Source organism: Streptomyces sp. NPDC032091 (assembly GCF_055580265.1).
On record NZ_JBVILR010000006.1, the window covers coordinates 153,733 to 179,372 of the forward strand.

At 73.9% G+C, this 25,640-nt stretch carries 23 protein-coding genes and 2 pseudogenes; 13 read left to right on the top strand and 12 right to left on the bottom strand.

Annotated features, from left to right (window positions below):
* Window positions 1-129: 129 nt before the first annotated feature.
* The gene (locus tag ACZ5NJ_RS12640) at window positions 130-1,593 is read right to left on the bottom strand and encodes an NADH-ubiquinone oxidoreductase-F iron-sulfur binding region domain-containing protein (protein ID WP_468764824.1); all 1,464 of its coding nucleotides are present in this window, start codon (window positions 1,591-1,593) and stop codon (window positions 130-132) included.
* Window positions 1,590-2,594, bottom strand: coding sequence for a hypothetical protein (locus ACZ5NJ_RS12645; protein ID WP_468764826.1), 1,005 nt, complete (start codon window positions 2,592-2,594; stop codon window positions 1,590-1,592). The genes ACZ5NJ_RS12640 and ACZ5NJ_RS12645 overlap by 4 nt, the downstream gene beginning before the upstream one ends.
* A gap of 457 nt (window positions 2,595-3,051) precedes the next feature.
* On the opposite strand from ACZ5NJ_RS12645, the gene ACZ5NJ_RS12650 reads away from it, so the two are divergent.
* The gene (locus ACZ5NJ_RS12650) at window positions 3,052-4,269 is read left to right on the top strand and encodes a PucR family transcriptional regulator (protein WP_468764827.1); all 1,218 of its coding nucleotides are present in this window, start codon (window positions 3,052-3,054) and stop codon (window positions 4,267-4,269) included.
* Window positions 4,270-4,352: 83 nt separating this feature from the next.
* On the opposite strand, the gene ACZ5NJ_RS12655 is transcribed toward ACZ5NJ_RS12650, so the two are convergent.
* The 4 genes from ACZ5NJ_RS12655 to ACZ5NJ_RS12670 all read right to left on the bottom strand — a co-directional run bounded on the left by ACZ5NJ_RS12655 (window position 4,353) and on the right by ACZ5NJ_RS12670 (window position 9,086).
* On the bottom strand, window positions 4,353-5,717 hold the full coding sequence (locus ACZ5NJ_RS12655) for a DUF1996 domain-containing protein (RefSeq protein ID WP_468764828.1): 1,365 nt from the start codon (window positions 5,715-5,717) through the stop codon (window positions 4,353-4,355).
* A 4-nt stretch (window positions 5,718-5,721) separates the two neighbouring features.
* Complete coding sequence (locus ACZ5NJ_RS12660; protein WP_468764829.1) at window positions 5,722-6,483, bottom strand: DUF4142 domain-containing protein; 762 nt, start codon at window positions 6,481-6,483, stop codon at window positions 5,722-5,724.
* 233 nt (window positions 6,484-6,716) lie between these two features.
* Window positions 6,717-8,075, bottom strand: coding sequence for a radical SAM protein (locus tag ACZ5NJ_RS12665; RefSeq protein WP_468764830.1), 1,359 nt, complete (start codon window positions 8,073-8,075; stop codon window positions 6,717-6,719).
* 93 nt (window positions 8,076-8,168) lie between these two features.
* On the bottom strand, window positions 8,169-9,086 hold the full coding sequence (locus ACZ5NJ_RS12670; RefSeq protein WP_468764831.1) for an AraC family transcriptional regulator: 918 nt from the start codon (window positions 9,084-9,086) through the stop codon (window positions 8,169-8,171).
* Window positions 9,087-9,194: 108 nt separating this feature from the next.
* Between ACZ5NJ_RS12670 and ACZ5NJ_RS12675 the strand changes: the two genes are divergently transcribed.
* From ACZ5NJ_RS12675 to ACZ5NJ_RS12685, 3 genes are all read left to right on the top strand, one after another.
* A complete protein-coding gene (locus tag ACZ5NJ_RS12675) occupies window positions 9,195-10,103 on the top strand; it encodes an MBL fold metallo-hydrolase (protein ID WP_468764832.1) in 909 nt (302 codons plus the stop codon).
* Between the two features lie 157 nt (window positions 10,104-10,260).
* The gene (locus tag ACZ5NJ_RS12680; protein ID WP_468764833.1) at window positions 10,261-11,175 is read left to right on the top strand and encodes an SAM-dependent methyltransferase; all 915 of its coding nucleotides are present in this window, start codon (window positions 10,261-10,263) and stop codon (window positions 11,173-11,175) included.
* A gap of 2 nt (window positions 11,176-11,177) precedes the next feature.
* Window positions 11,178-12,287 (top strand): terpene synthase family protein, encoded by a 1,110-nt coding sequence (locus tag ACZ5NJ_RS12685; RefSeq protein WP_468764834.1) that lies wholly within the window; start codon window positions 11,178-11,180, stop codon window positions 12,285-12,287.
* 16 nt (window positions 12,288-12,303) lie between these two features.
* On the opposite strand, the gene ACZ5NJ_RS12690 is transcribed toward ACZ5NJ_RS12685, so the two are convergent.
* From ACZ5NJ_RS12690 to ACZ5NJ_RS12710, 5 genes are read right to left on the bottom strand one after another with little or no spacing between them, the layout of a single operon-like run.
* Entirely contained in the window at window positions 12,304-13,656 is a 1,353-nt protein-coding gene (locus ACZ5NJ_RS12690; protein ID WP_468764835.1) for a cytochrome P450, read from the bottom strand.
* A complete protein-coding gene (locus ACZ5NJ_RS12695; RefSeq protein WP_468764836.1) occupies window positions 13,653-14,273 on the bottom strand; it encodes a GTP-binding protein in 621 nt (206 codons plus the stop codon). Before ACZ5NJ_RS12695 ends, ACZ5NJ_RS12690 begins: the two co-directional genes overlap by 4 nt.
* Window positions 14,254-14,616, bottom strand: a complete 363-nt coding sequence (locus tag ACZ5NJ_RS12700) for a DUF742 domain-containing protein (protein ID WP_468764837.1) — start codon at window positions 14,614-14,616, stop codon at window positions 14,254-14,256. The genes ACZ5NJ_RS12695 and ACZ5NJ_RS12700 overlap by 20 nt, the downstream gene beginning before the upstream one ends.
* Window positions 14,613-14,999 carry a roadblock/LC7 domain-containing protein gene (locus ACZ5NJ_RS12705; RefSeq protein ID WP_395512354.1) on the bottom strand — a complete coding sequence of 129 codons (387 nt, stop codon included), beginning with the start codon at window positions 14,997-14,999 and terminating at the stop codon, window positions 14,613-14,615. The genes ACZ5NJ_RS12700 and ACZ5NJ_RS12705 overlap by 4 nt, the downstream gene beginning before the upstream one ends.
* A 17-nt stretch (window positions 15,000-15,016) precedes the next feature.
* Window positions 15,017-16,570, bottom strand: a complete 1,554-nt coding sequence (locus tag ACZ5NJ_RS12710; RefSeq protein WP_468764838.1) for a sensor histidine kinase — start codon at window positions 16,568-16,570, stop codon at window positions 15,017-15,019.
* A gap of 327 nt (window positions 16,571-16,897) precedes the next feature.
* On the opposite strand from ACZ5NJ_RS12710, the gene ACZ5NJ_RS12715 reads away from it, so the two are divergent.
* The 7 genes and pseudogenes from ACZ5NJ_RS12715 (at window position 16,898) to ACZ5NJ_RS12745 (ending at window position 22,392) form a co-directional block, all read left to right on the top strand.
* Window positions 16,898-17,638 (top strand): PP2C family protein-serine/threonine phosphatase, encoded by a 741-nt coding sequence (locus tag ACZ5NJ_RS12715; RefSeq protein ID WP_468764840.1) that lies wholly within the window; start codon window positions 16,898-16,900, stop codon window positions 17,636-17,638.
* Between the two features lie 17 nt (window positions 17,639-17,655).
* Window positions 17,656-18,414 (top strand): DUF72 domain-containing protein, encoded by a 759-nt coding sequence (locus tag ACZ5NJ_RS12720; protein WP_468764841.1) that lies wholly within the window; start codon window positions 17,656-17,658, stop codon window positions 18,412-18,414.
* A 50-nt stretch (window positions 18,415-18,464) separates the two neighbouring features.
* A complete protein-coding gene (locus ACZ5NJ_RS12725; protein ID WP_468764842.1) occupies window positions 18,465-19,196 on the top strand; it encodes an RraA family protein in 732 nt (243 codons plus the stop codon).
* 111 nt (window positions 19,197-19,307) lie between these two features.
* Entirely contained in the window at window positions 19,308-19,727 is a 420-nt protein-coding gene (panD, locus tag ACZ5NJ_RS12730) for an aspartate 1-decarboxylase (RefSeq protein ID WP_468764843.1), read from the top strand.
* Window positions 19,728-19,742: 15 nt separating this feature from the next.
* Complete coding sequence (locus tag ACZ5NJ_RS12735) at window positions 19,743-20,084, top strand: GNAT family N-acetyltransferase (protein WP_468764844.1); 342 nt, start codon at window positions 19,743-19,745, stop codon at window positions 20,082-20,084.
* Window positions 20,081-20,692, top strand: a pseudogene (locus ACZ5NJ_RS12740) (aspartate/glutamate racemase family protein); the annotation flags it as partial. The gene ACZ5NJ_RS12735 and the pseudogene ACZ5NJ_RS12740, both read left to right, overlap by 4 nt.
* A 341-nt stretch (window positions 20,693-21,033) precedes the next feature.
* Complete coding sequence (locus ACZ5NJ_RS12745; RefSeq protein ID WP_468764845.1) at window positions 21,034-22,392, top strand: transglycosylase family protein; 1,359 nt, start codon at window positions 21,034-21,036, stop codon at window positions 22,390-22,392.
* A gap of 84 nt (window positions 22,393-22,476) precedes the next feature.
* Here the strand turns inward: ACZ5NJ_RS12745 and ACZ5NJ_RS12750 are convergent.
* Window positions 22,477-23,250: pseudogene (locus ACZ5NJ_RS12750) on the bottom strand (DMT family transporter); the annotation flags it as partial.
* Window positions 23,251-23,530: 280 nt separating this feature from the next.
* Between ACZ5NJ_RS12750 and ACZ5NJ_RS12755 the strand changes: the two are divergent.
* Window positions 23,531-25,012: an SDR family NAD(P)-dependent oxidoreductase gene (locus tag ACZ5NJ_RS12755; protein ID WP_468764846.1), complete on the top strand. Its 1,482-nt coding sequence runs from the start codon at window positions 23,531-23,533 to the stop codon at window positions 25,010-25,012.
* A gap of 335 nt (window positions 25,013-25,347) precedes the next feature.
* Window positions 25,348-25,515 (top strand): hypothetical protein, encoded by a 168-nt coding sequence (locus tag ACZ5NJ_RS12760; protein WP_468764979.1) that lies wholly within the window; start codon window positions 25,348-25,350, stop codon window positions 25,513-25,515.
* Window positions 25,516-25,640: the final 125 nt, after the last annotated feature.

The following is a 25,640-nucleotide window of genomic DNA, read 5'->3' on the forward strand; positions in this document are numbered from 1 at the left end:
GTTCGATCCCGTGGGCTCACTGCCTTCACCCATTGATACGGGGCCCGGACCGGTCGGAGCCGAAATCCCCGGGAATTTGTCAGATCGCGACAGGAATGAACTCGGCCCCCCGCGGGGGCCGTGCGCGCCTCATTCCCGGAAGCGCAGCGCGAGCGCCGGGCAGCGCCGCACCGCGCGCAGCGCCTTGGGCCTCAGCCGCGCCGGGACCGGCATGGACGCCTGGGCCGGGTAGCCGTCCGCGTCGAGCCGTACGACGTCGGGCAGGATGTCCACGCACAGCCCGTGCCCCTTGCACAGCGTCCAGTCCACGAGCAGCCGCTCCGCGCCCGCGCCGCCGTCCTCCTCCCGCGGCAGGGCCAGGGCCCCCTTCACCGGGCGGCCGCAGCCGCTGCCGACGGCGTGGTCGCGGAACTCCTCGGGGAACGCGGCGAGCGCCGAGGCCACGAAGTGCGAGGTGCCGTCCGGATGGCTGCACGCGCCGCGCCGCCGCACCGCTCTGAGCCGGGCCTCGACCGCTTCCAGCGCGGCCCTGCCCCCGCCCCGGACGGCGTCCTCCAGGACGTCGGCCAGCGCGGGCAGCCCCCGTACGCACGGCCCGCACTGCCCGGCCGTCTCCTTCGCCATCCAGCGCGCCACCGCCGCCACCTCCCCGGCCGGACAGGTCTCCTCGGGCAGCGGCAGCACCGCCCCCGCGCCGAGCACCGCGCCGAAGGCGGCCAGCGACTGCCGGGACAGGCCGGCGGAGCGCGCCGCCCCCGGCTCCAGCCAGCGGCCGTGGTAGCCGCCGACCAGCACCCCCTGGCCCACACCGCTCCCGCACAGGTCCAGGACGTACGCCAGGGAGGTGCCGGACGGGGTCTCGACGACGGTGGAACCGGCGACGGTCAGCAGCACCGTCCCCGGTTCGGAGGGCAGGCCGACCGAGCGGTAGGCCGGGGCGCCGAGCCGGGCGGCGACGGCGAGCTGCGCGTACGTCTCGGTGTTCGACAACAGGGTCGGCATCCCGCCCAGGCCGCGCTCGCTGGTCCGCACCCGCTGCCCGGACGGCAGAGCCGGCCCGCCGTTCAGTCCGCTGACGAGGGCGGTCCCCTCGCCGGTGACGAACCGTTCGGGGAGCCGCGCCACGCGCACCCGGCGGCCGCCCGGTCCCCGTTCGTCGACGGCGTCCCGTACCGAACTCTCCACGTCCGCCCGGGTGACGGCCACCACCACCTCCTCGGCGGACACGGCGGCCGCGGCCAGCAGGGCGCCGTCCAGCACCAGGTGCGGGGCGTGCAGCAGCAGGGCCGTGTCCTTGAGGCAACTGGGTTCTCCCTCACTGCCGTTGACCACGACGGCGGTGGCGGACTCCTTGTCCCGCGCCGACCGCGTCACGGCCTGCAGCTTGCGCGCGAACGGGAACCCCGCGCCCCCGCGCCCGCGCAGGTCGATGTCCGCGGCGAGGTCGGTGAGTTCGTCCGGCCGCAACCGCGGGAGGGGGCCGTGCACCGCCAGGTGCGTCTCGCGGTCGAGCCACCCGGTCCGGTCCAGCCCGGCCAGCAGCCGGGGCGCGCCCACGCAGCCGAGGCCGGGGCGCTCCGCCGGGCCGCTCACGACCACCCCTCACGGTCGGCGAGCCGCTCCGCGCGCCGTGCGTCGCCGCCCGCCGGGGCCGCCGGGCCCGTGACGGCGGCCGCGTACGGCTGGGCCCCGTTCCGCGGCGGCGGCGCCGGGCGCGGGGGAGCGTCCCCGGCCGGGCGCTGCCCGGGGACGGCGGGCATTGCGGTGAGGGGCACGTCCCGGACGAAGTACGTCCGCCCGCGCGTGTTCCGGCCCGCCGCCGGCTCGGTGGCGGGCTGCGGGGCGGGGGCCGGGCGCGGGGGAACGCCGCTCCTGCGGGAGCGCAGGCGCAGCGCGATGACCACGGCGACACCGGCCAGGCACAGGGCGTACGAGGCCGTCACCCAGGCGTCCGCGGAGCGGCCCGCCTTCAGCCCGTGGACGAGGGAGGCCCCCCACGCCGGGTAGGCGCCGATGTGCAGCGCCCGCCACCACACGGAGCGGTTCTTGACCGCGAACACACTACGCACGGCCCCGGAGACCGCGACGGAGACGAAGAGATATCCGGCCAGGGTGCCGAGCCCGATCAGGACGGGCCGGTCCGCGTCGGCGAAGGGCACGAACGCGCCCGCCGCCGAGGTGTGACCCTGGGCCACCTTGACCCACACGTGCAGCGCCAGGAAGCCCAGCCCCGCCACGGCCAGGCCGCGGTGCACGCCCTGGGCCAGCAGCCGGTGCCCGGAGCCGAGGACCGCCCGGTCGGTGGCCGCCAGGCCCCACAGGACGGTGGCGGTGAGGCTGACGAGCGAGAGCACGCCCACCCCGTAGTCGAGGAACTCCCACAGGTGGGACAGGGCCCCCGCGCGGACCGCCACGACGAGGGAGACGAGCGCAGCGCCGCCGGCGACGAGCGCGCTGGGGCGCAGCCGGCCGGAGGCGGGCAGGAGCGGGGGCCGCCGGACGGCCCGCCGTCCCGCGGCCGGGGCCGCCGCCGCGTGGCGGCTCCTGCGTCGCGACCGGTGGGAGCGGGGTATGTGCGGCTGGGGCAGGGGCATCCAGTTCTCCTGTGCACCGGGGTTCCGAGCACAGTCCACCTGGCGCTCGGCACCCGGGGGTCGTGGTGGTGAAGGCCGGCAGCGCTGTGGAATTCCCGCGCCGGCCGAAGGGGCTCGGGGCCGGAGTGCAGCAGCATCGTGGAGCTGCGCAGCATCTCCACAGGATTTATCGAAACGTGATAATTTCTCGCACCGCGTCTCCGGCGCATCGAACAACGCCGGAAGATTCCCCTCCAGTGGAGGTCGTGACAGGCCACCGCGTCGCGCGCCATCCATGCGTCCCCAGGGGCAAAAACAAGGCAAACCCATGGGGCGCAAAAGTGGCCGGATCCCTCCAGAAGGGCGCGCGGGGGCTGCAACTCTCTTGACAGGCAGGGTGGTTGGCGAGGCAGACCATCCTGGCGGGCTTGTCGCTCCTCCACCGGACAGGCCTCACCCCGGCAAGAACGAGGAAACGATGTGCGAACTTCTGAACCGCATCTGGTCCCGCCCGCGAGGAGAGTGGACGCGTGTCGTGCGCAGGGAACTCCCCGCACTGGCCGCGGAGATAGTGGAGGAGCTTCTGCATGGAATTCCGGGATTTTCCACACTTGTCGACGGTAATGACGCCATCGACGACGATCTGATCAGACAGCGGGTGGAAGAGGCCCTCCTCACCGCCCTCGGCTACCGCGACGAAACCCACCGGGACGAGGGCGGGTGCCAGGACAAGGACGTCCTCGGGGCCGTCCTCGACGCCGGGCACGAGGTCAGGCACGACGGCCGCCGCGACGACCTCCGCGAGGGTGCCCCCGAACCGGTCCGCGGTACCGGCCACGGCCACGGCCACGGCCACGGTGGGGGTGGCGGAACGCGGCAGGAGGCCGCCGCCGGCCCGCCCGACCGGGTGCGCCAGGAGCTCTTCAAGGCCCTCACCGACGACCGCACCGCCGCCCAGGACTCCCTCGACGACCTCGCCCGGGCCGCGGGCTGGCCACTCCCCGCCGCCGTGCGGGCCGTCGCCCTCGCCACCCCCGGCGAGGCCCAGCAGCTGGCGGCCGTCCTCGACGACGCCCTCGCCGGCATGTTCGCCGGACGCCCCTGCCTGCTGCTCCCCAGTGCCGACCCGGACGCCCGCGCCGCCCTGGAACCCCCGCTGCGCGGCCGCGTGGCCGCCGTCGGCCACGCCGTCCCCCTCCGCGACACCGCCTCCTCCCTGCGCTGGGCCCTGCGCCTGCTCACCCTCACCCCCGCCCGCGCCGGCGTCGACGCCCGCGCCGTCTTCGTCGACGACCACCTCTCCACCCTCCTCCTGCTCCAGGACGAGCCCCTGGCCCACGCCCTGGCCGCCCGCTGGCTGCGGCCCCTCGCCGACCTGACCCCGCGCCAGAGCGAACGCCTGGAGGTGACGCTGCTCGCCTGGCTGGAGGGCGGCGGCGCCCCCGAGGCCGCCAAGGCGCTCAATGTCCACCCCCAGACCGTCCGTTACCGGATGCGGCAGCTGGAGAAGCTCTTCGGACCCGGACTGCGCGACCCCCGGACCCGTTTCGAACTGGAGATGGCCCTGCGCAGCCGCCGCCTCATGGCCCAGGTGCGCCGCCAGCACTCCCGGGTCGCCCGCCGCGCCGCCCGCGTCGTCACCGCCGACTTCACCCCCTTGGTCGTCGGACGGATGGCCCGCGTCAACGGCCTCTGACCACGAGAGCGCCGGACACACGAACACGGCCGGCCCGGAGCACCCAGGCTCCGGGCCGGCCGTACGCGCGTACCGCGCGGGGATCAGCGGCAGGACCGCCCGCCGTTGATGCAGCCCACCGCCCGGGCCATCAGCCCGTCCGACATCACGTTGATGAAGTCGCCGTGGTCGGTCACCGGCTTGTGCAGCTGCTCCGGGAAGCTGTCCACCGCGAACCGCGCCCCCGGCGCCACCCCGTAGGTCACCCGCTCCACCAGCTGTGGAATGGCGGTGAAGCCCTTCTTGCAGCGCCCGGAGGCGTCCGGGAAGGCCACGTGCGTACGGTGGTTGGCGCTGTCGGTGTTGCGGCCGTCCCAGCAGCTCTGGAAGGTGAAGGTGCGCACCACGTCGCTGCCCTTGGGGCAGACCGGGTACTTGTCCTTCAGCTGCCGGTCCTCGAACCCGGTGCAGCTCCAGGAGGCGTTCGCGTTGGCGGTGCCGTTGCTGAACGCCTTCGCGTCACCCGTGATGATCCGCAGGAACCGCGGCATCGCCTTCACCGGGCCGGCCGCACTGCCCTTGAAGCTGATGGAGGCCTGCTTGGGCCGCAGGATCGTGCCCACGTTGGCGTCCTGGCCGCCGCCCGGCGCCTTCGCGTCGCGCTCGGCCCTGCCGTCGCGCAGCCGCAGCACCGGCCAGTAGTAGGTCGACTGGTCGCCGTTGGCGCAGGTGGTGCCCGAGGCGGCGAGGCTGTCGTTGGTGGAGAAGGCGCTCGTGGTCTTGTTGCCCACGTAGTCGTGCATGTGGTGCGCGCCGTTGGAGACGCCCGGGGCGACGATCACGTTGTCGGGGTTGAAGTGGCCGTTCTCGTTGCGCCCGCACTCCGAGGTGAACGAGCCCCTGGAGGCGGCCGCCGACGGCGCGGGCGCCTTCACGTTGGGCCGCACCCCGGTGATGTCGACGAAGTCGCCCTTCGCCGGCCCGCCCTTCTGCCCGATGCTCCGGGCACCGTCGGCGGCCGCGTCGTCCTGCGCCGACGCCTCCTTCATCACGCACCCGCTCATCGACCCCAGCCCCTCGGGACGCCCGCCCGAGCGGCCTATCGCGTCGGACACCCGGCTGATGGTCGTACCGCGCTGGTCGCGCAGCCGGCCCAGCAGCGCGTCCTGCTGCGTCGTGCCCTTGACCTGCCCCGAGGCGAGCTGCCGGTAGGCGTCGGCGACCTGGACGTCCAGCTCGGCGAGGTTCCGGTCCACCTCCGCCCGGGCGCCGTCGGGCACGGCCGTGAGCCGGTCGCCCACGTCCGGGCAGTCGATGGTCGCCGTCACCTGCCCGGTACGGGAGGCGTCCTGGCCCGCGTTCGCGTTCCCGGCGACGATCGCCACCCCGCCGCCGCCCAGTACCAGGGCGCTCACCACGGCCAGGAGCTTCTTCGACAACCGGGGGCGCCTGTGGCCCTGCTGACTCATGAGATCACTTCACTTCGTATCGTCGGTCGGACATCGGAGGGGCCGAGGCCCCCTGGGAACGGCCCGGAACGGGGGAGGAGGGCGCGGGCGTCGCGTCGGAGAGGGAGTCGAAGTCGACGAGCCCGCTCTCCTCCAGGACCGTGATGTGGTCCAGGACGGTGGTGTTGGCCGAGGTCGCGAGGGCGCGCACCATCGAGTTGCGGGTCTGCGCCCGCACCTGCGCCAGCAGGGCGAACACCTTGCCGTGCGCCCGCCGCAGCAGCTGGACGAACAGCCGCTCGTACTCCGGACCCTGAGCAGCCGTCAGCTGGTCCAGCCACGCCTGCTGCTGAGCCGACGGCCGGTCGGGGAGGTCCACGCCGAGGGCCTGGCCGACCTGGATCACCTGCCGGTCCAGCTCGGTGTGCCCCTCCACCAGGTGCTGCCCCGCGGTGCGCACCGAGGGCCGGGTCCCGCGCTGCTGGGCCTGCCGCCCGGCGGGCAGCTCCCACAGGCCGGCGAGCCGCACCTTGCGGACGAAGTCCCGGTCCACGGGGCTCAGCGGCCCGTACGCCGTGCTCATCGTCCCGGCGCCGTCGTCCTCGACCCCGGCGGGCAGGGCCGTCGCCCCGGCGGGCGCCGCCGCGGCCCGGTCGCCGAACTTCGACACCGGGACCAGCAGGGCGACCAGCGTGGCCACCAGCGCGCTGATGACCAGGCCGCTCCCGATCGTGTACCTCGTGGCCGCGGACAGGCCGCCGGTGGATCGCCGCCGCAATGACAGCACGCTGCCTCCTCGATCGGTGGGCTGGGGGTGGCACGGGACGCTAGTGCCCGCCACCGGGCCGTCGAGGAAGGACCATCACCATCGGACAAACATCCGCGCCGGACCGGACGGGGCTGCTACCTTGCCGCCTTCCGGAACCGGGACCGGGGCCCCCGCCGCACGGCGAAGGGGCCCGGTCCGTGCGGACCGGGCCCCTTCGGAGGAGGGCGGGCGAGGAGAAGCGGAAGCGGAGGTCAGGAGGCCGCGGAACCCTCGTCGCCGGGCTCCTCCAGCCCCTCCAGGCTGTCCATGAACGAGCTGACGGAGAACACGGCGCGCCCCGGACCGGCCGGCCCGTACCCGGGCGGGGAGCTCAGGCCGAACTCCTCCAGCGTCGCCCGGTAGGTCTCCAGCAGCCGGATGTGGTACTCCAGCGGGGCGCCCAGCGGGTTGGCCTTGCCCAGCGGGGTCGTCGGCTCCGGGCACCAGGTCGTGAAGCGCGGCACGACACCGTGCGACATGAAGAACCTCAGGCCCTCCGCGGTCGAGTCGATGGCCTCGCCCACCTTGGTGAACCCGAAGGGCTCGGCCATCTCGATGCCCGCCACGAAGTTGGGGATCACATGGCGCGGGCCGAAGACCTCGGTGGAGTCCAGGATCCTGCGGTGCCACTCGTCGCGGCCCACGTACCGCTCCTTGCCCGGGCAGTGGAGCTGGAACAGCCGGCGGTCCCACACCTCGAAGTTGGGGTGGTAGATCCGGATTCCGTGGTCGTGGAAGCGCTGCACCGCGTCGCGCGGCAGGGCCTGGGCGACGACCTTGCCGATCCAGCGGCCCGGGAAGCGCTCCTCGATGGCCTGCGCGTAGTGGCCGTAGAAGTCGGCCTCGTCGCGGCCGCCGACCTGGGAGGTGATCGACCCGCCGGTGAGGGTGTAGGCGCGCGAGGTCCCCGCCGTGTCGTACCGGTCGATGATCTCCAGGGCCTCCAGCACCTCCTCGACCGGCTTCACCCCGGTGTACGGGCGGCCCGCCGCCTTGTGCTGGCGCCAGTTGTGGTTGATGTCGCAGAACTGGCACTCCTCCTTGGCGCCGAAGTACTGGCACACCCGGAAGACGGTCAGGTAGATCAGGTAGCCCCACTGGATGGTCGGCGCGACCTCCATCACCGACTTGCCGTTCGAGAGCTTGTGCCGGTAGTACTCCGGCATCGGCGGCAGCCCCACGTCGGAGATCCGCGCCCCGTCCAGGTACAGGCCCAGCGTGCCGTCCTCACCGCCGCGCACCACGTACGGGGAGTCCGGGTTGACCCGTACCGACACCACCGTGCGGCGCAGCCCGTACGGCCCGCCGGTGAGCACGATCTCCTCCGGCGGGCGGTTGAGCGCGGCCGCGCCCAGCTCCGGCAGGGTGCGGTGGTCGAAGGAGAAGATGAAGTACGACTTCGGCTTCACGTCGCCGCCGCCCGGCCCGTCGGCGCCGCCGCCGCTGAGCGCGGACTCGTCGAAGGCCATGCCGCCCCGCAGCAGGTCCTCCTTGATCACGGCCTCCCGCGGCACGTGGGGGAAGCGGGCCATGAGGTCCTCGACCAGCGCGGTACGGGTCTGGCTTGCCATGCGAACTCCTCGGGCAGACGGGCGCCCGCGGGAGCCGGTGGGCTCCCGCGGACACATCCATGGCATCCACCGTAGCCGCTCGTTTGAACAGGTTCAGGCCAGGGTCGCGCCGAGCGCGGTCCGGTAGCGGCCCGGGGTGGTGCCGAACTCCCGGACGAAGGCGTGCGACAGGGCGTACGGGCTGCCGTAGCCGACCCGGGCCGCGATGGCGGCCAGCGAGTCCGGGGTGTCGCGCAGGCGGGTGGCGGCCAGCGTCAGCCGCCACCAGGTCAGGTACGCCATCGGGGGACGGCCGACCAGCGGGGTGAACCGGCGCACCAGGGTCGGACGGGAGACGCCCGCCTCGGCGGCCAGCCGGTCCACGCTCCAGGGGGCCGCCGGGTCCGAGTGCATCGCCTGGAGCGCGGCGGCCGTCACCGGGTCGCCCAGGGCCGCCGACCAGGAGCCGGGGGCGGACCCGGTCACCGAGGCGCGGACCATGTAGACGAGCAGGAGGTCGAGCAGGCTCGGCAGGGCGATGGAGGACCCCGCCCGCCGCGCGTCCACCTCACCGCTCAACAGGCCTATGGCCGCCTGGAGTTCGCGGTGCGCGCCACTCGGCAGCCGGACCACGCCCGGCAGTTCGGCCAGCAGCGGGTGCACCCGGCTGCGGTCGAGCCGGTACTTGCCGCACAGCAGCTCCACCCCCTCGCCGCCCGGCAGCGAGGAACGGGCCGCCGCCCCGTCGCGGTGGCGCTCCAGCGGCAGGGCCCGGGCCGCCGTCGCCGCGTCCACGGGGGAGTCGGCGAGCACGTGGCCCGCCCCGTGCGGCAGCAGCACCGCGTCGCCCGTGGCGAGCGCGACGGGTTCGCCGCCGTCGGCCAGCAGCCAGCAGCTGCCGGCCAGGACCACGTGGAAGCCCGCCCCCGCGTACGGGTCCAGCCGTACGCACCAGGTCCCGCCGACCCGCACCCGGTCGGAGGAGGGCCGCCCCAGCCGCACGGCCGCGATCGCGTCGCTCACCACGTCCATGCGCGCAGGGTACCGCCGGGCGCGCCGGCCCGCCGGTGAGCCGGACGCGTATCCGCTTGAGCGGAACGCGCATTGGGCGGCTCACCCGGCCTGCCTAGGGTGGTGCACATGACCAACGAGAACACGCAGACCCTCGTGCTCGGCGACGTCGAGATCACCCGCGTCATCGAGGCGAAGGGCCCCTTCGCGGCCGCCCGCGACCTCGTCCCGCAGTCCGGCGACGGGCTGTGGAAGGAGAACGAGGACTGGCTCGCCCCGGACCACTGGCAGCCCGACGCCGACCTGGCCGTACTCGCCCTCCAGACCTGGGTGCTGCGCAGCGGCGGCCGGACCGTCCTCGTCGACACCGGAGCGGGCAACGGCCGCGAGCGCCCCGGCTCACCCCTCTTCCACCGGCGCGAAGGAGACTTCATGGGGCGCCTGGCGGCAGCGGGCGTACGCCCCGAGGACGTGGACGTCGTCGTCAACACCCACCTCCACGCCGACCACGTCGGCTGGAACACCGTGGACGCCGACGGCACATGGGTCCCGGCCTTCCCCAACGCCCGGTACCTCATCCCCGCCGTCGACGACGCCCACTTCGGTCCGCGCGGCGGATACGGCGACGGAGCCCGGGAGGTCGACCGGCTGGTCTACGAGGACAGCGTCGCCCCCGTCCACCGGTCCGGGCAGGCGGTGCTCTGGGAGGGCTCCCACCGCATCGACGACCGGCTCGTCCTGGAAGCCGCCCCCGGCCACACGCCCGGCTCCTCGGTGCTGCGGCTGGAGTCCGGAACCGACCGGGCGGTCTTCGTCGGCGACCTGCTCCACAGCCCCGTCCAGGTCCTCCAGCCCTCCTGCAACAGCTGCTTCTGCATGGACGCCGGCCAGGCCGCGGACTCCCGCCGCCGGATCCTGGGGCGCGCGGCGGAGCGCGGGGAGCTCGTGGTCCCGGCGCACTTCGGCGGCAGCGGCGCCTTCGAAGTGCGGGAGGAGAACGGCCGGTTCACCATCGCGGGGTGGGCGTCCGGCATCTGAGCGGCTCGGCCCGGTTGGCTCAATTCCGGTGCAAATCTGCCGCTTTCTGGTGTGGCTATGCTCACGTCGTGAGTGGTCGAATCTGCTGGTCGATCATTCCGGGAATCCGTGGGACGGCCGGGCGACACCCCCGCACCAGCGCAGGAGCGGAGCACCTATGGAAAGCAACCTCGTCAAGCACACCCCTTCCGGACACCGGTCATTTTTCGACGAGAGCCAAGTCCCCCTCTACTACAGCCGCAAGACGGCCGACATCCTGCACAAATACGGACCCGGCCCCAGGGTCCACTTCCACGTGGGGCTCTTCGACCCGGGCGCGACGCCGGACACCACCGTCCCGCAGCCGGTCCTCAAGAGCCGCATCGTGGAGGCCCAGGAGGCGATGCTCGACCACGCCGCCCGCACCTGGGGCGCCCACGCCCGCCCGCCCGCCAGCGTCCTCGACATCGGCTGCGGCGTCGGCGGCGGCTCCCTGTACTGGGCGCAGGAACTCGGAGCGAGGGTCACCGGGCTCACCGTCGCACCCGAACACATACCCCTCATCGAGGAGTTCGCCCGCCAGGGCGGGGTGGCCGACCGGGTCACCCCGCTCCTCGCGGACGTCCACGACTTCGTGCCCCGGCACACCTTCGACGCCGCCTACGCCTGCGAGAGCTCCGGCTACATGGACCGCGAGCGGCTCTTCCAGGTCGTGGCGGGCGCGCTCAACCCCGGCGGGTGGTTCGGCATCCAGGAGCACTTCGTCCGCCAGCCCGAATGGACGGAGTTCATCGACGACTACTACAAGACCCGCCTCGGCACCCTCACCGAGTACGTCACCGCCGCCGAGGCCGCCGGCTTCGCACTGGAGCGGTGCGAGGACGTCACCGACCGGGTCACCGAGTTCTGGGTGCAGTCGATGGCCTGGAACACGGCCGAACTCGACCGGATCGACGCCGCCGGCCGCCCCGGCGCCTGGACGCGCGAGCGGCTCCTGGAATCCACGGTCACCCACGGCAAGCTCTTCCGGATCTGGCGCGACCACGCCATGGAGACCCGGCTGCTGCTGTTCCGCCTGACCGGAGGGCGCTGACCATGGCACCCGTACACACCGCACTGGACCGCCCCTCGCGCATAGGATGGCACCTCCCGCCGTTCTACTGCCCCTTCGAACGGGACCTCGTCCACCCCCGCGCCGCCGAGATCGAGGCGCGCTGCGTCGAGTGGATCGACACCCACGGCATCTACGCCGACGCCACCGAGCGCGCCTGGGGCCTGGCCACCCGCGCGGCCGACCTCGCCGCGCGGTCCGTGCCCTTCGGGGAAACGGAAGCGCTCGTCCTGTACGCGGAATGGCTCTACTGGGCGTTCGCCGCCGACGACTGGCACGACTCGGGGTCCGCCTCGGCGGGCGCCGCGGCCGTCGCCGAGCACGGTGCGCGCCTGGCCCGTACCGTCGAGGTGCCCGGACCCGCCCTGCTGCCCCCGGGACCACGCACCAACGCCCTGGAGGACCTGGCCTCCCGCACCCGGGCCCTGCTCGGACCGGGACAGCTGCGCCGCGTCGCCCACGGCATCCGGGAGTGGACGTCCGGCGCCGCCTGGGAGGCGGCCGGCGCCGAGCGGGGGTTCCTGCCCTCCCTGGACCAGTTCACCGCCGCGCGGCTCTGCAGCATGGGCACCCGTTTCCTCCTCACCTGGTGCGACGTTGCCAACGGCATCGAGGTCCCCGCCGACGTGCTGTACTCCGCCCCGGTCCGGGCCCTGACCGAGGCGGCCGGGTTCGTCGTCGGCTGTGACAACGACGTCTTCTCGTACAACAAGGAGGACCACCACGTTCCGTGGGAGCAGAACGTGGTCAACGTCCTGGCGCGGCAGCGTGGTTGCACGCCGGCCGAGGCGCTGCCCGAGGTGTTCGCGTTGCGGGACCGGACGCTGGTCCTGTTCGTCCGCCTGAGGGACCGGCTGGCCCGGCAGGGCGACGACCCGCTCCGGCGCCACCTGGTGGCCGTCGGGCACTGGATCGCGGGCAACATCGCCTACCAGAGCCGCGCGCCCCGCTACGCCAGCCCCCGCAACCGCAACCCGCTTCCCGTGGCGGGCGCCTCGTACGACATCACCTACGCGGACGTCCCCTGCGACCCGAGCCCCGAGCCGCCGCCGGTACCGGCCCTCGCCTGGTGGTGGCAGCAGCTCGACGCCTGAGAAGGGAGGCCCCGCGTCAGTACCGGCCCAGCAGACGCCGCCACCAGGAAGGACGCGCCGCCGGCCGGCCCCCCGTTCCCGCCCCGGCCGTCGGGGGAGCCGGGCGGACGGGCGCGGGCGCGGACCCACTCCCCTTCACCCCGCGCGGGGAGAACCGTACGGGCAGCGACACCACATGACGGGTCATCAGGGAGGAGACCCACTCCAGTTCCCCTTCGGCGACCCCCAGCTCCAGATCGGGCAGCCGGGCCAGCAGGGTGTCGATGCCGGTGTCGGCGATGGCCCGCCCGATGTCCTGGCCGGGGCACTCGTGGGGCCCGCTGCTGAACGCCAGGTGGGAGCGGTTGCCGTGCATCGGCTCGGCCGGGTCGGGGCGCACCTCCGGATCACGGTTGCCCGCTCCGGGGCTGATCAGCAGCATGTCGCCGGCCTTGATCTGCGCCCCGGCCAGTTCCGTGTCGCCGGCCGCCCAGCGGCCGATGACCGTCATCAGCGGCGGCTCGTTCCACAGCACCTGCTCCAGTGCGTCGGGGAGCGTCATCTGGCCGCCCGACAGGTTCGCCCGGAAGCGTGCGTCGGTGAGTACCAGGCGCAGTGTGTTGGCGATCAGGTTGGCGGTGGTCTCGAACCCGGCGATCAGGACGAGCCTGAGGTGTTCCACCGCCTCCTCGTCGCTGAACCGCGCCTCGTGCTCCAGGACCCAGCTGGTGAAGTCACGGCCCGGCGAGCGGCGCTTGCGGGCCACGAGTTCCTGGAGGGTGGCCGTCATGAACCCGTTGCTGACCAGAGCCGTCTCGGTCCCCCGGATCACGTCGCGCGCCGCCTCGACCAGCCGCGGCCCGTAGGACTCCGGGGCGCCCACGAGCTGGGTCATGACCAGCATCGGCAGCGGCTCGGCGAAGTCGGCGACGAGGTCGCAGCGCCCGGTCTCGACGAAGGAGTCGATCAGCTGGTCCGCGAACCGCTTGACGTAGCGCCGTACGCCGCGCCGGTCGAAGCGCTCCACGGAATCGGTGATGGCCCCGCGCAGCCGCTCGTGCTCGGCCCCCTCCACCATGTGGCACACCGGCTGCCAGGCGGTCATGGGGGACAGCGGGTGGTCCGCGGGAACGTTGCCCTCCGTCCGCTCCCGCCACCTGCGGGGGTCCCGGGAGAAGCGGGAGGGCGTCCGGGCCACGTCCAGGTTCTCCCGGTGGCCCAGGACCAGCCAGGCCGGCAGGTCGCCGTGGACCAGCACGGGGGCGACCGCTCCGTACTCGGCGCGCAGCTTCTCGTACAGGCCGAGCGGGTCGGCTTCGGCCTCCGGTCCGTACAGCCGGTGCGCGGGGCAGCCGGGGGAGGGGAAGGGGCGGGGCGGGGTGGTGCTCACGAGGCCTCCGGTGTCACGGCGAGGGAGTGCAGGTAGTGCATCAGCGTCATCAGGACGTCACGGCTGGAATCGCGCCGGCGGGCGTCACAGGCGACGAGGGGGACGGAGCGCGGCAGGTCGAGGGCGTCGCGCAGCTCGTCGAGGGAGTGCAGGGGCGCGTCCGGGAAGGTGTTCACGGCGACCACGAACGGCACGCCGCGCTCCTCCAGCCGGCCGATCACGTCGAAGCTGACCTCCAGCCGGCGGGTGTCGACGAGGACCACCGCGCCCAGCGCCCCTTCGAACAGGCCGTTCCACAGGAACCAGAACCGCTGCTGGCCCGGGGTCCCGAAGAGGTACAGCACCAGCTCCTCGTTGATGCTGATCCGGCCGAAGTCCATGGCCACGGTGGTCGAGCTCTTGCGCTCCACGCCCGCCGTGTCGTCGACCCCGATCCCGGCCCGGGTCATGGTCTCCTCGGTGGTGAGCGGCCGGATCTCGCTGACCGAGCCGACCAGGGTCGTCTTGCCGACCCCGAAACCGCCCACGATCACCACCTTGACGGCGGCGGCCGCCGTCGCCGGCAGGACGTCCTCCTGCCGGGGCCCGACGACGTGCTCAGAGCTTTCGAAGTCCATCGATCACCGCCTCAATCAGTGCCACGTCGGGGAGCCGGGCCGGGGGAACGGGTGCGCGGGAGAGGACCCGCTTGGCCTTGAGGAGGTCGCCGAGGAGCACGGTGACCACGCTCACCGGCAGACCCAGGTACGCGGAGATCTCGGCCACCGAGAGCGGCGACTGGCACAGCCGCACGATGGCCGCGTGCTCCGGCTGCATGCCGGGCCGGGGCCCCGACGTGGCGACGATCAGCGTCACCAGGTCGAGGCCGGTACGGTCCAGCGGTACGCTGCGGCCGCCCGTGATGACGTAGAGCCGTTCCGGGCTGCCGTCTTCCCAGCTTGTGTCGCCGGGGTCGCTCACGCGGTCTGCCTGTCGCTGCGCGGCGGGCTGCTGAGGTGCTCTCCGATCCGCGCGACGAGGTCCCGCATGCGCTGCCCCATCAGCCCGGCGTCCACGCCCTCGTCGGCCAGCACCGCGAGGTAGGCCCCGGCGCCCGCCGCCATCAGGTAGAAGAACCCGCCGTCCATTTCGATCACGACCAGTCTCATCCGCCCGTCGCCGTGCGGGAGTTCGGAGGCGACCGCCCCGGCCAGGCTCTGCAGGCCGGCACAGGCCGCCGCGAGCCGGTCGGCGGTGTCGGTCTCCGCGCCGTACTGGGCCATCCGCAGCCCGTCGGCGGACAGGACGATGACGTGCCGGGTCTGCGGGACGCCCTCCGCCAGGTCCTTGAGCATCCAGTCCATGTTGGTCTGCAGCTGACTCACGGCTGTTCTCCCTCGCTCGCCGGAGCCGGCGCGGTGTTCGTGTTCTGGTTCTCCGCCGGGTGGCCCTCGATGGGCCGGGCGTCGCCCGACAGGCCGCTCTGGAAGGCGGCGAGCCACATTCCGGGCTGGGCCTCGGCCCGTTCCGGAGCGGCGGTGGTGGTCTGCTCGACGGCGGCCGGTTCGGCCGGGGCGGTGACACGGGCCCGGCGCCGGCGCTGCGGCAGGCCGTTCGCGGTCCGCTCGGTGACGACCGGCCAGTCGTCGTCCTCGTCCTCCGGCAGCGCCTGCGGCCCGGTGAACCGGCGCTGCTGCTGCGGCGGCAGGCCCGGTGGCTCCGCGGTGAGCTCCGACGGGCTGGCCGGCCGGGGGCCCGAGGAGGCGCCGATGCCGTGCGCGAGGCCGCTCGACGCCGACACGGTGGTGATCAGCTCCTGCGGGACGATGAGGACCGCGCGCACGCCCCCGTACGCGGACGAGCGCAGCGACACCCGGAAGCCGTACGCCTGCGCCAGCCGGCCGACGACGGCGAGGCCGAGGCGCGGTGTTTCGCCCAGGTCGGTGAGGTCGATCCCCTCCTGTGCCTGGCGCAGCATCCGCTCGGCCCGCTTGCGGGCCTCCTCGCTCATGCTCAGGCCGCCGTCCTCGATCTCGATGGCGATGCCCGAATTCACCTCGACCGCCGTCAGGTGGACCCTGGTCTGCGGCGGGGAGTAACGCGTGGCGTTGTCCAGCAGCTCGGCCAGCGCGTGGATGAGCGGCTCGACGGCGGGGCCGACGACGGCCACCTGGGTCACCGAGTGCAGTTCCACGCGCTGGTAGTCGATGATCCGGGACATGGCGCCGCGCAGCACGCTGTACAGCGGCACGGACTTGCTCCACTGGCGGCCGGGCCGCGCGCCGCCGAGGACGGCGATGGAGTCGGCGAGCCGGCCGATGAGCGCGGTGCCGTGGTCGAGCCGGAGCAGGTCCCCGAAGACGGCCGGGTTCCGCCCGTGCCGGTCCTCCATCTCCCGGAGCTCCTGGCCCTGTTGGTGCACGATCGCCTGGACGCGGCGGGCGATGTTGACGAAGGCCCGCTGCGCGGAGTCGCGCAGGTCCTCCTCGGCGACCACCGCGTCGAGCACCGAACGCAGCACCGCCTGGTGGGCCGCCCTGAACTCCGGTTGCAGCCCGGGCTGGTGGACCTCGTCCTCCTCCAGGGTGGTGAGCACGTCCTCGGGGAACTCACCCTTGCGCAGCCGTCTCACGATGTCGGGCAGCAGTACCTCGGCCAGCCACACGGTCTCCGCCTGCTGGAGCACCAGGGCGTCCTGCTGCCGCGACACCGTGGCCCGCATCTCCGTGAGCGCCCTGCCGCGCCGGGCCGCCTCGGCGCAGGACAGCGCCACGGCGACACAGGCGGCGGCGCCGATCCAGATGACGGAGGCGCGGGCAGAGGCGGGAACCAGGGCCGCGGCCGCCGCGGATATCACCGCGGTCGCCAGGGCGGGGAGCGTCCAGGCGACGGACGGGGCGGGACGTGGACTGCCGGGCGAATCCTCTCGAACCATCAGAACCCTCAAACGATCGGAGCCGGGAGATCTCGTATAACAGCCCGGGATCCTAGTCGTTCCGTACACGTCCGTTGACTGAAGGTCACGATGTAGACAAGCCACGGGAGTTGGCTTGGCCGAAACCTGATGTATTACGCCGTTCCGCCCCCGCCGCCGCCCCGGACCTGCTAAGCGGACCGTTCCGCTTCCGTCCGGCCGCCGCGCGCCGCCCCCGGCCGGGCCTCCGGCCGCGCCCCCGCCCGGGCCTCCGCCTGCGGCTCCGGCCGCGCTTCCGCCCGCTCCTCCGCCCGTGCCTCCCGTCGCGCGCCGAGCGACAATGGTGGGGTGCCGTACCTGGCGGTGACCGCCCTCAGCCATGCCGGTCTGGTCCGCGAGCACAACGAGGACAGCCTCGTCGTCGGACCGTGGACGCTCTGCGCCACCGTGACCGACAGCCCCCAGACGCTCGTCTTCCCGCTCGGCCGGCCCCTGGTCGTCGCCGTCGCCGACGGGCTCGGCGGACAGCCGGCCGGAGAGGTCGCCAGCGCGCTCGTCGTCCGCCGGCTCTCCGCCCTCGGCCCCACCCTGAACGGCCCGGACACCCTCCGTGACGCCCTGCACGTCTGCGACTACGAGGTGGACGCGACCGCCGAGGGCCACCCGGAGATGTTCACCATGGCCACCACCGTCGCCGGGGTCCTCGTCCTCGGGGAGTCACTGCTCGTGTTCAACGTGGGCGACAGCCGGGTCTACGCCGCCGGCCCGGACGGCCTGCGCCAGGTCAGCGTGGACGACAGCCCGCCCCCGCCCGCCGGGCAGCGCACCACCTCCGCCGTTACCCAGACCCTCGGCGGCAGCCGCGCCTCCGGCAGCCCCGTCCCCCACGTGAGCACGTACCCCCTCTCCGGCGGCGACCGCTACCTGGTGTGCAGCGACGGCCTCACCGACCCCCTGCCCGACGAGGAGATCGACGCCGTCCTGCGGGTCCACGACGACGGCCGGGCCGCCTTCGAACTGTGGAAGGCCGCCATCGAGGCGGGCGGCCCCGACAACATCACGCTCGCCCTGGTGCGGGTGGGGACCTAGCGGCGGGAGGGGACCGGATGCCCGTACACGTCGGCACCTCGGGATGGCAGTACCGGGACTGGCGCGGCCCGTTCTACCCGGAAGGCCTGCCGCAGCGGCTCTGGCTGGAGGAGTACGCCCGCGGCTTCGCCACCGTCGAGAACAACAACGCCTTCTACCGGCTCCCGGAGACCGGCGTCTTCGCCTCCTGGCGCGAGCGCACCCCCGAGGACTTCGTGATGGCCGTCAAGGCCAGCCGCTTCCTGACGCACGTCAAACGCCTGCGCGACCCCGCCGAGCCGGTCCACCGGCTGCTGGAGCGCGCCGCCGGCCTCGGCCCCCGCCTCGGCCCCGTCCTGCTGCAACTGCCGCCCACCCTCCGGGCGGACCCCGCGCTCCTCGACGCTTGCCTGGACCGCTTCCCCGACACCGTCCGGGTGGCCGTCGAACCGCGCCACCCCTCGTGGTGGGACGAGGAGACGGGGCTGCGGGCGGTCCTGGAGCGCCACGGCAGCGCCCTGTGCTGGGCCGACCGCTGGTCACGGCCGGTGACCCCGCTGTGGCGGACCGCGTCCTGGGGGTACGTGCGCCTGCACGCCGGCGCCGCGACCCCTCCGCCCCGCTACGGCCGCCAGGCCCTGGACTCCTGGGCCCGGCGGATCGCCGACGCCTGGCCGGACCGGGACGACGTCTACGTGTACTTCAACAACGACCCGGGCGGCGCGGCCGTGGCCGACGCCGCCGTCTTCGCCCGCGCCGCCACCGCCCACGGCCGCACCACCACCCGCACGCCCTAGGATCGGCGCACGACTCCGGGGAGGGGCCGACCGAAGGTCAGGAGGACACCGTGTCGAACACCGAGCCGAACACCGTGCGGAAGCCCGAGCCGGAGCAGTTCGCCGCACTGTCCACACCGCTGGTCGCCGACGCCTGCGTCCGCACCGGCGTACCGCTGCGTGTCGCTCCACCCGGCATCGCCGCGGTCGTCCCCGCCGGCCGCCGCGTCGCCGGCCGCGCCCTGCCCGTACGGCACTACGGCAGCGTGGACGTCTTCCTGGAAGCCTTCGCCGGAGCGGAGCCCGGCGACGTCCTCGTGATCGACAACGGCGGCCGCACCGACGAGGCCTGCGTCGGCGACCTGGCCGTCCTGGAGGCACGGGCGGCGGGCCTCGCGGGCCTGGTGGTGTGGGGACTGCACCGCGACACCCCGGAACTGGCCGACATCGGCCTCCCGGTCTTCAGCTACGGCAGCTGCCCGGCCGGCCCCGTCCGGCTGGACGACCGCGAGCCCGACGCGCTGCGAAGCGCCCGCGTCGGGGAGCACGCGGTGGACGGCGGGGACCTCGTCTTCGGCGACGACGACGGCGTGCTGTTCGTCCCCTCCGCCCGCGCCGAGGAGGTCCTGGCGGCGGCCCACCGCATCCACGCGACCGAACGCGAACAGGCCCGCCGCATCCGCGCCGGCGAGACCCTCCGCGACCAGACCGCCTTCGCCGACTACCTGGCCCGCCGCTCCGTCGACCCCGCGTACACCTTCCGCGCGCACCTGCGGCGGATCGGTGGCGCGATCGAGGAATGACTCGGGGAATGACTCGGGGAGCTGACCGGGAATGCCGGGCGTTGTAGGCTCCGGGGACCGCCCTTGACCCGCGGAACGCGGGCAGGGAGCAGACCTTCCGGGAGAATCCGCATGCTTCGCACGATGTTCAAGTCCAAGATCCACCGGGCCACCGTCACCCAGGCCGACCTGCACTACGTCGGGTCCGTGACCATCGACGCCGACCTGCTCGACGCCGCCGACCTGCTGCCGGGGGAGCTCGTCCACATCGTGGACATCACCAACGGCGCGCGGCTGGAGACGTACGTCATCGAGGGGGAGCGGGGGTCCGGGGTGATCGGGATCAACGGGGCCGCGGCGCACCTCGTGCACCCCGGGGACCTGGTCATCCTCATCAGTTACGCGCAGGTCGACGACGCCGAGGCGCGCGCGCTCACGCCGCGCGTCGTGCACGTCGACGGCGACAACAGGATCATCGAACTGGGGGCGGACCCGTCCGCGCCCGTGCCGGGAACGGACCAGGAGCGCAGCCCCCACGCGGTGGCTGTCTGAGGGGAGTCGGGGACCATGGCGATCGAGCTGCTGGACGAGCGCAAGGCGGGGCGGCTGCTGGCCGTCGAGGACGACGCGGTGGTGGGCTTCATCGCCTACTTCGTGCTGGAGGCGCAGCCGCACGCCCTGGTGGCCGTGCACACGGTCGTCGAACCGGGCCACGAGGGGCGGGGGATCGCCGGGGACCTGGTCGGGCGTTTCTACCGGATCGCCGAGGCGGAAGGGGTACCCGTCGTACCGCTGTGCCCCTATGCGGCCCGGTGGGCGGCCCGGCATCCCGAGCAGGCGCCCGCGGCGCCGGCCGGCGTGGTCGACGCGGCGGTCGCCCAGCTGGACCGGGACGCCGACCTCTGGTGACGTCGGCGGAGCTGACCCTGCTGCACACGTCCCCGGTGCACGTGCCCGTTTTCGACGCGCTGCGCGACGAGCGGCACCCGGGGGCCCGGCTGCGGCACCTTGTGGTGCCGCGGCTGCTCGACCGGGCCAGGGAGAGCGGGCCGCGGTCCGTGGCGGACGAGGTGCTCGGTGTGCTGGCCGGGGTCCGCGGGCCCGTCCTCGTCACCTGTTCGACGGTGGGGGCGGTCGCCGAGTCGCTCGGGCCCCGGCTCGGCGTGCCCGTGCTGCGGGTGGACCGGCCCATGGCCGCCGAGGCGGTGAGGAGGGGACCCCGGGTCGTCGTGCTGGCCGCCCTCGCTTCGACCGTCGCGCCCACGGAGGAGCTGCTGGCCGAGGAGGCCGGCGGGCGGCCCGTGCGGGTCCGAAGCGAGGTTGTCGAAGGGGCCTGGGAGCGGTTCGAGGTCGGAGACGCCGACGGGTACCTGGCGCTGGTCGCCCGGGCGGCGGACGGGGTCGCCGACGCCGACGTCATCGTGCTGGCGCAGGCCTCCATGGCCGGGGCGGCCCGCCTCGTACGGACGCGGGTGCCCGTGCTGTCCAGCCCCGCCCCGGGTCTGGCGGCCGCGCTGCCCGGAGGGCGTACGCGCCGGGTTCGGGGGAAGGTGGGGTCTATGGTGCGAAACGCAGAGCAGACCCAGCCGCCGGTCCCCGGGCCCGACCCCGTGCCCCCGCCGAGCCCGCCGCTGCCGGATCCCGACCCCGGGCCGGTGCCCCGGCCCGTGCCGCCCGTCCCGGCACCGGTCCCCGAACCCGACCCCGTGCCCCCGCCGCCCGGACCCGCCCCGATCCCGCAGCCCGGCCCGTTGAGCTGACGTCAACTGCCCTGCCGAAACGGCCGGTTGTGGCCCTTGTCAGGACGTCAGGGCGCCGTTAGGTTGTGCGGTTCCTGATGTCTTCCAGGGGGGCTCCCATGGGTGTACGGGGCCGGCACCGCCGGTATCAGCCGAGCAGCGTCAACCGGGCCTCGCTCGTCGTCACCGTGGGTGGCGCCGGTATCGCGCTCCCCCTCATCGGCGCCGGGGACGCCCAGGCGGCCGGCGTGGACATCTGGAACAAGGTCGCCGCCTGCGAGTCGACCGAGAACTGGCAGACCAACACCGGCAACGGCTACTACGGCGGGCTCCAGTTCAGCCAGAGCACCTGGCGCGCGTTCGGCGGCACCGCCTACGCCCCGCGCGCCGACCTGGCCACCAAGGACCAGCAGATCGCCGTCGCGGAGAAGGTGCTCAGGGGGCAGGGGCCCCAGGCCTGGCCCGCGTGCGGCCCCCGGGCCGGGCTCAGCCGGAGCGCGGCCGCCCCGGCCTCCGACACCAAGCCGTCCGCGAAGCCGTCGGCCAAGCCCTCCGCGCACACTCCGGCGCCCTCCGCCACGCCGCCGCGGACACAGGCGCCCATGGACCGGATCCAGCCGACCAAACCCACCACCGCGACCCCCGTCGCCATGCCCCGCCCGACCGGCACCACCGTGCTGCCGAACCCGTACGTCGTCGCGCCCGGGGACTCGCTGTCGAGCATCGCCTCCCAGCAGCACGTCGAGGGCGGCTGGCAGGCCCTGTACGAGACCAACCGGGAAACCGTCGGCGGCAATCCGAACCTGATCTTCCCCGGCCAGCGGCTCACCCTCCGGATCACCGCCGCGCCGCCCGCGCAGAACCCGGAGAAGCCGCCGCGCACCGCCGAGCCCGTCAAGCCCGTCGAGCCGGCCGGGCAGCAGCAGGACGACGCCAAGCCCAAGCCGGCCGAGAAGCCCGCGCCCGAGGCGTCCAAGCCCGCCGAGAAGCCCGCGCCCGAGCAGGCCGCCCGGCCCGCGCAGCCCGCCAAGCCCGCCGAGAAGCCCGCCTCAGCGCAGCAGAAGCCCGCCTCGGGAGGGTTCACCGCCCCCGTCGACGCCGGCCTCGGCACCGCCTACCACGTCGCGGGCTCCTCCTGGTCGAGCGGCTACCACACGGGCGTCGACTTCCCCGTGCCGACCGGTACCGGCATCAAGGCCGTCGGGCCGGGCACCGTCGAGTCCGCCGGCTGGGCCGGGGCCTACGGGTACCAGGTCGTCATCCGGCACGCCGACGGCCGCTACTCCCAGTACGCCCACCTGTCCGCGCTCGGCGTCAAGGCCGGCCAGCAGGTCTCCGGCGGCCAGCGCATCGGCCGCTCCGGGTCGACCGGCAACACCACCGGACCGCACCTGCACTTCGAGATGCGCACCAGCCCCGCCTACGGCTCCGACATCGACCCGCTGAAGTACCTGCGGGGCAAGGGCGTCGGCATCTGAGGGCCGCGCCCCCCGCACGTGCGGCGGCACGGCCGTCAGCAGGACCAGGCCGGCCGCCGCCAGCAGGCCGCACACCAGCGCCGCGGCGGCCCCCGCGGTCCCGTACCGGAACCCCTCCTCGAACAGGGTGACCCCCACGGCGGCCGCCACCACCGGGTTCACCACCGTCACCGTGGCCAGCGGGGCCGTCAGCCCCGCGCCCCGGTAGGCGGCCTGCGACAGCAGCAGCCCGCAGCCCGCGAGCACGGCGATCGCCCCCAGGTCGGGCCACAGGCCCCCCGCCGCGTCCGGCCCGCCCGGGGCGAAGCCCTCGGCCACCGACTTCGTGAACACCGAGCCCATCCCGAAGGCCGTCCCGGCGGCCGCCGCCAGCAGCACGCCGCGCGGCCCCGGCCGCTCCCTGCGGCCCGCCGCCAGGGCCAGCGCCGCCACCGCCACCGCCGTCACGGCCAGCAGCAGGCCGCGCTCGCCGCCCTCCAGGGCCTGCCGCCCCCGCCCCTCCCCGCCCGTCAGCGCCAGCAGCCCGGCCAGGCCCGCCGTCGCCGGCACCGCCCCGCGCCAGGCCGCCGCTCCCGGCCGCCGCCCCACCAGGACGGCCGCCATCGGGAGGGCGAAGACGATGGTCAGCGCGCCGAGCGGCTGCACCAGGCTGAGCGGCCCGTACGCCAGTGCCACCACGTGCAGCAGCGCGCCCAGGCAGTTCAGCGCGACCGCCGCCCACCAGCCCGGCCGGCGCAGCGGCGCCAGGGCGCGGCGGTCGGGGGAGTTCGCCGCGACGCGTTCCTGGACGATCGCGCCGCCCGCGTACGCGACGGCCGACACCAGGCAGAGCAGAACCGACAGGGCCAGGGCACTCATGACCCCACCATGCCCGACCGGCGCCCGCCGTTCATCCGTCCACGGGCCCCTTGATCCCGGGGCGAGTCATCCTCCTGGCATACACCAGAGGGAGTACGCGCAAGCCGCACCCACGGGTACGAAGGGGCGTGATCCCCTCCATACCGTGACAGTCCCCTCGCGGTCGGTGAGGGCGCCGCGAACGGGTTTGGTCCCGGGCGTGTCGGCTCCGTACAGTTTCCGTTTTGGGGACTTCCGCAGCAGGCGGACGCGGACGAGCGAGCAAGGAACGGCAGCGGCCATGACGGTCACCGACACCGAAGACAACCAGGCATACGGGCCGGGCATCGACCCCGAGCGCCTCGCCGTCTGCCTCAGCGTGCTCGACGAGCTCGACAAGATCGACGTCGACCACCCGGACGCCATCACGGTACGCCGCGCCACCGCCGGCATCTACCGGACGGTCAAGCAGCGCCGACGCCAGGAGCGCCGCGCCGCCAAGACCGCCAACGACAAGGCCGTCACCGAGGCCACCGCGACCGGCTCCGCCGAGCGCATCGACGACGAGACCGAGGGCATCCTGCCCTCCTCGGTCACCGAGGCCGGCCGGATCGCCGGGATACTCCAGCGCCCGCGCTCCTGCTACGTCTGCAAGACGCGCTACGTCGAGGTCGACTACTTCTACCACCAGCTCTGCCCGGATTGCGCCGCCGAGAACCGCGCCAAGCGCGAGGCCCGCGCCGACCTCTCCGGCAAGCGCGCGCTGCTCACCGGCGGCCGCGCCAAGATCGGCATGTACATCGCGCTGCGGCTGCTGCGCGACGGCGCGCACACCACGATCACCACCCGCTTCCCCAAGGACGCCATCCGCCGCTTCAAGGCGATGGAGGACTCGGCGGACTGGATGCATCGCCTGGAGGTCGTCGGCATCGACCTGCGCGACCCGGCCCAGTCAGTGGCCCTCGCCGAGCAGGTCGCCGCGGCCGGTCCGCTGGACATCCTGATCAACAACGCGACGCAGACCGTGCGCCGCCTGCCCACCGCGTACGCCGCGCTGGTCGAGGGCGAGAGCGCCCCGCTGCCGGCCGGCGAGCTCCCCGCCCACCACGTCATCGGCGCCTTCAACTCGGGCGCGGTCGACGGCCTGGCGGCACTGCCCGTCGGCGTGAGCGGGCTGGAGGCGCAGAAGGTCGCCGACCTCGCCCTGGTCGCCGGCAACGCCAGCCTGGAGCGGCACCTGGCCGGCACCGCCATCGACGCGGGCGGCCTGCTGCCGGACGTCGTGGATTCCAACACCTGGGTGCAGACCATCGACCAGATCTCCCCGGTCGAACTGCTCGAAACCCAGCTCTGCAACTACACCTCGCCGTTCATCCTGATCAGCGCCCTGCGCCCGGCGATGGCCGAGGCCGCGCGCAAGGCGTCCAGCGGGCGTGCGTACGTGGTCAACGTCTCGGCGATGGAGGGCGTGTTCAGCCGCGGCTACAAGGGCGCGGGGCACCCGAACACCAACGCCGCCAAGGCCGCCATGAACATGGTGACGCGGACCAGCGGCCAGGAGATGTTCCAGACCGACCGCATCCTGATGACCTCGGTGGACACCGGCTGGATCACCGACGAGCGCCCGCACTTCGACAAGCTGCGCCTGGCCGAGGAGGGCTTCCACGCGCCCCTCGACCTGGTCGACGGCGCGGCCCGGGTCTACGACCCGGTCGTCCGCGGCGAGGCCGGCGAGGACCTCTACGGGGTCTTCCTCAAGGACTACGCGCCCGCCAACTGGTAAAGCGGCGCCCACGGGCCGGCCCCCGTCCCCGCCTCCGGCGGGGACGGGGGCCGGCCCGTCATCCTTTCGGACCAGTCCCGGCCGGCCCGGCCCGGCGGGCACGCCGGGGGACACGCCGGGGGACGACGTCGTGAACGCGCGGCGAAAACAAGCGGTCCCGCGTGGATTTTACCGTTCCATCGAGCGGCACCCCGCTCATATGTGTACCCTGAAGTGCAAGGATCCCCACCCGGGATCCGCTCCACCAAGGCGCCACCGCGTCCGGAACACCTTTTAATTTCCCTATCCGGCACGCGGTCGAGCCTGCCGGGTTACGCGACCCAAGGGAGTGCGCGGTGACTGAGACGACGAAGCCCAACCCGACCATGGAGCCGACGGGACGGACGACCACCCGTTCCGACGAACTCGGCAGCCTGGAGGTCTGGGCCCGCTCCGCCCCCATCCGGCTGGCGGGCTACGAGGACGACCTCGCCGAGCCGCACATCCTGCCCGGCATCGACTAGGCCCGGACGAGCGAACGAGCCCGGGCCGGACCCCGCCGGAGCCACCGGCCCACGGCACGCCCCACGCCCCCGCACCCCACGGTGACGGGGGCGCGGCACGACCGTCCGGACCCGTCCGGAGGTTC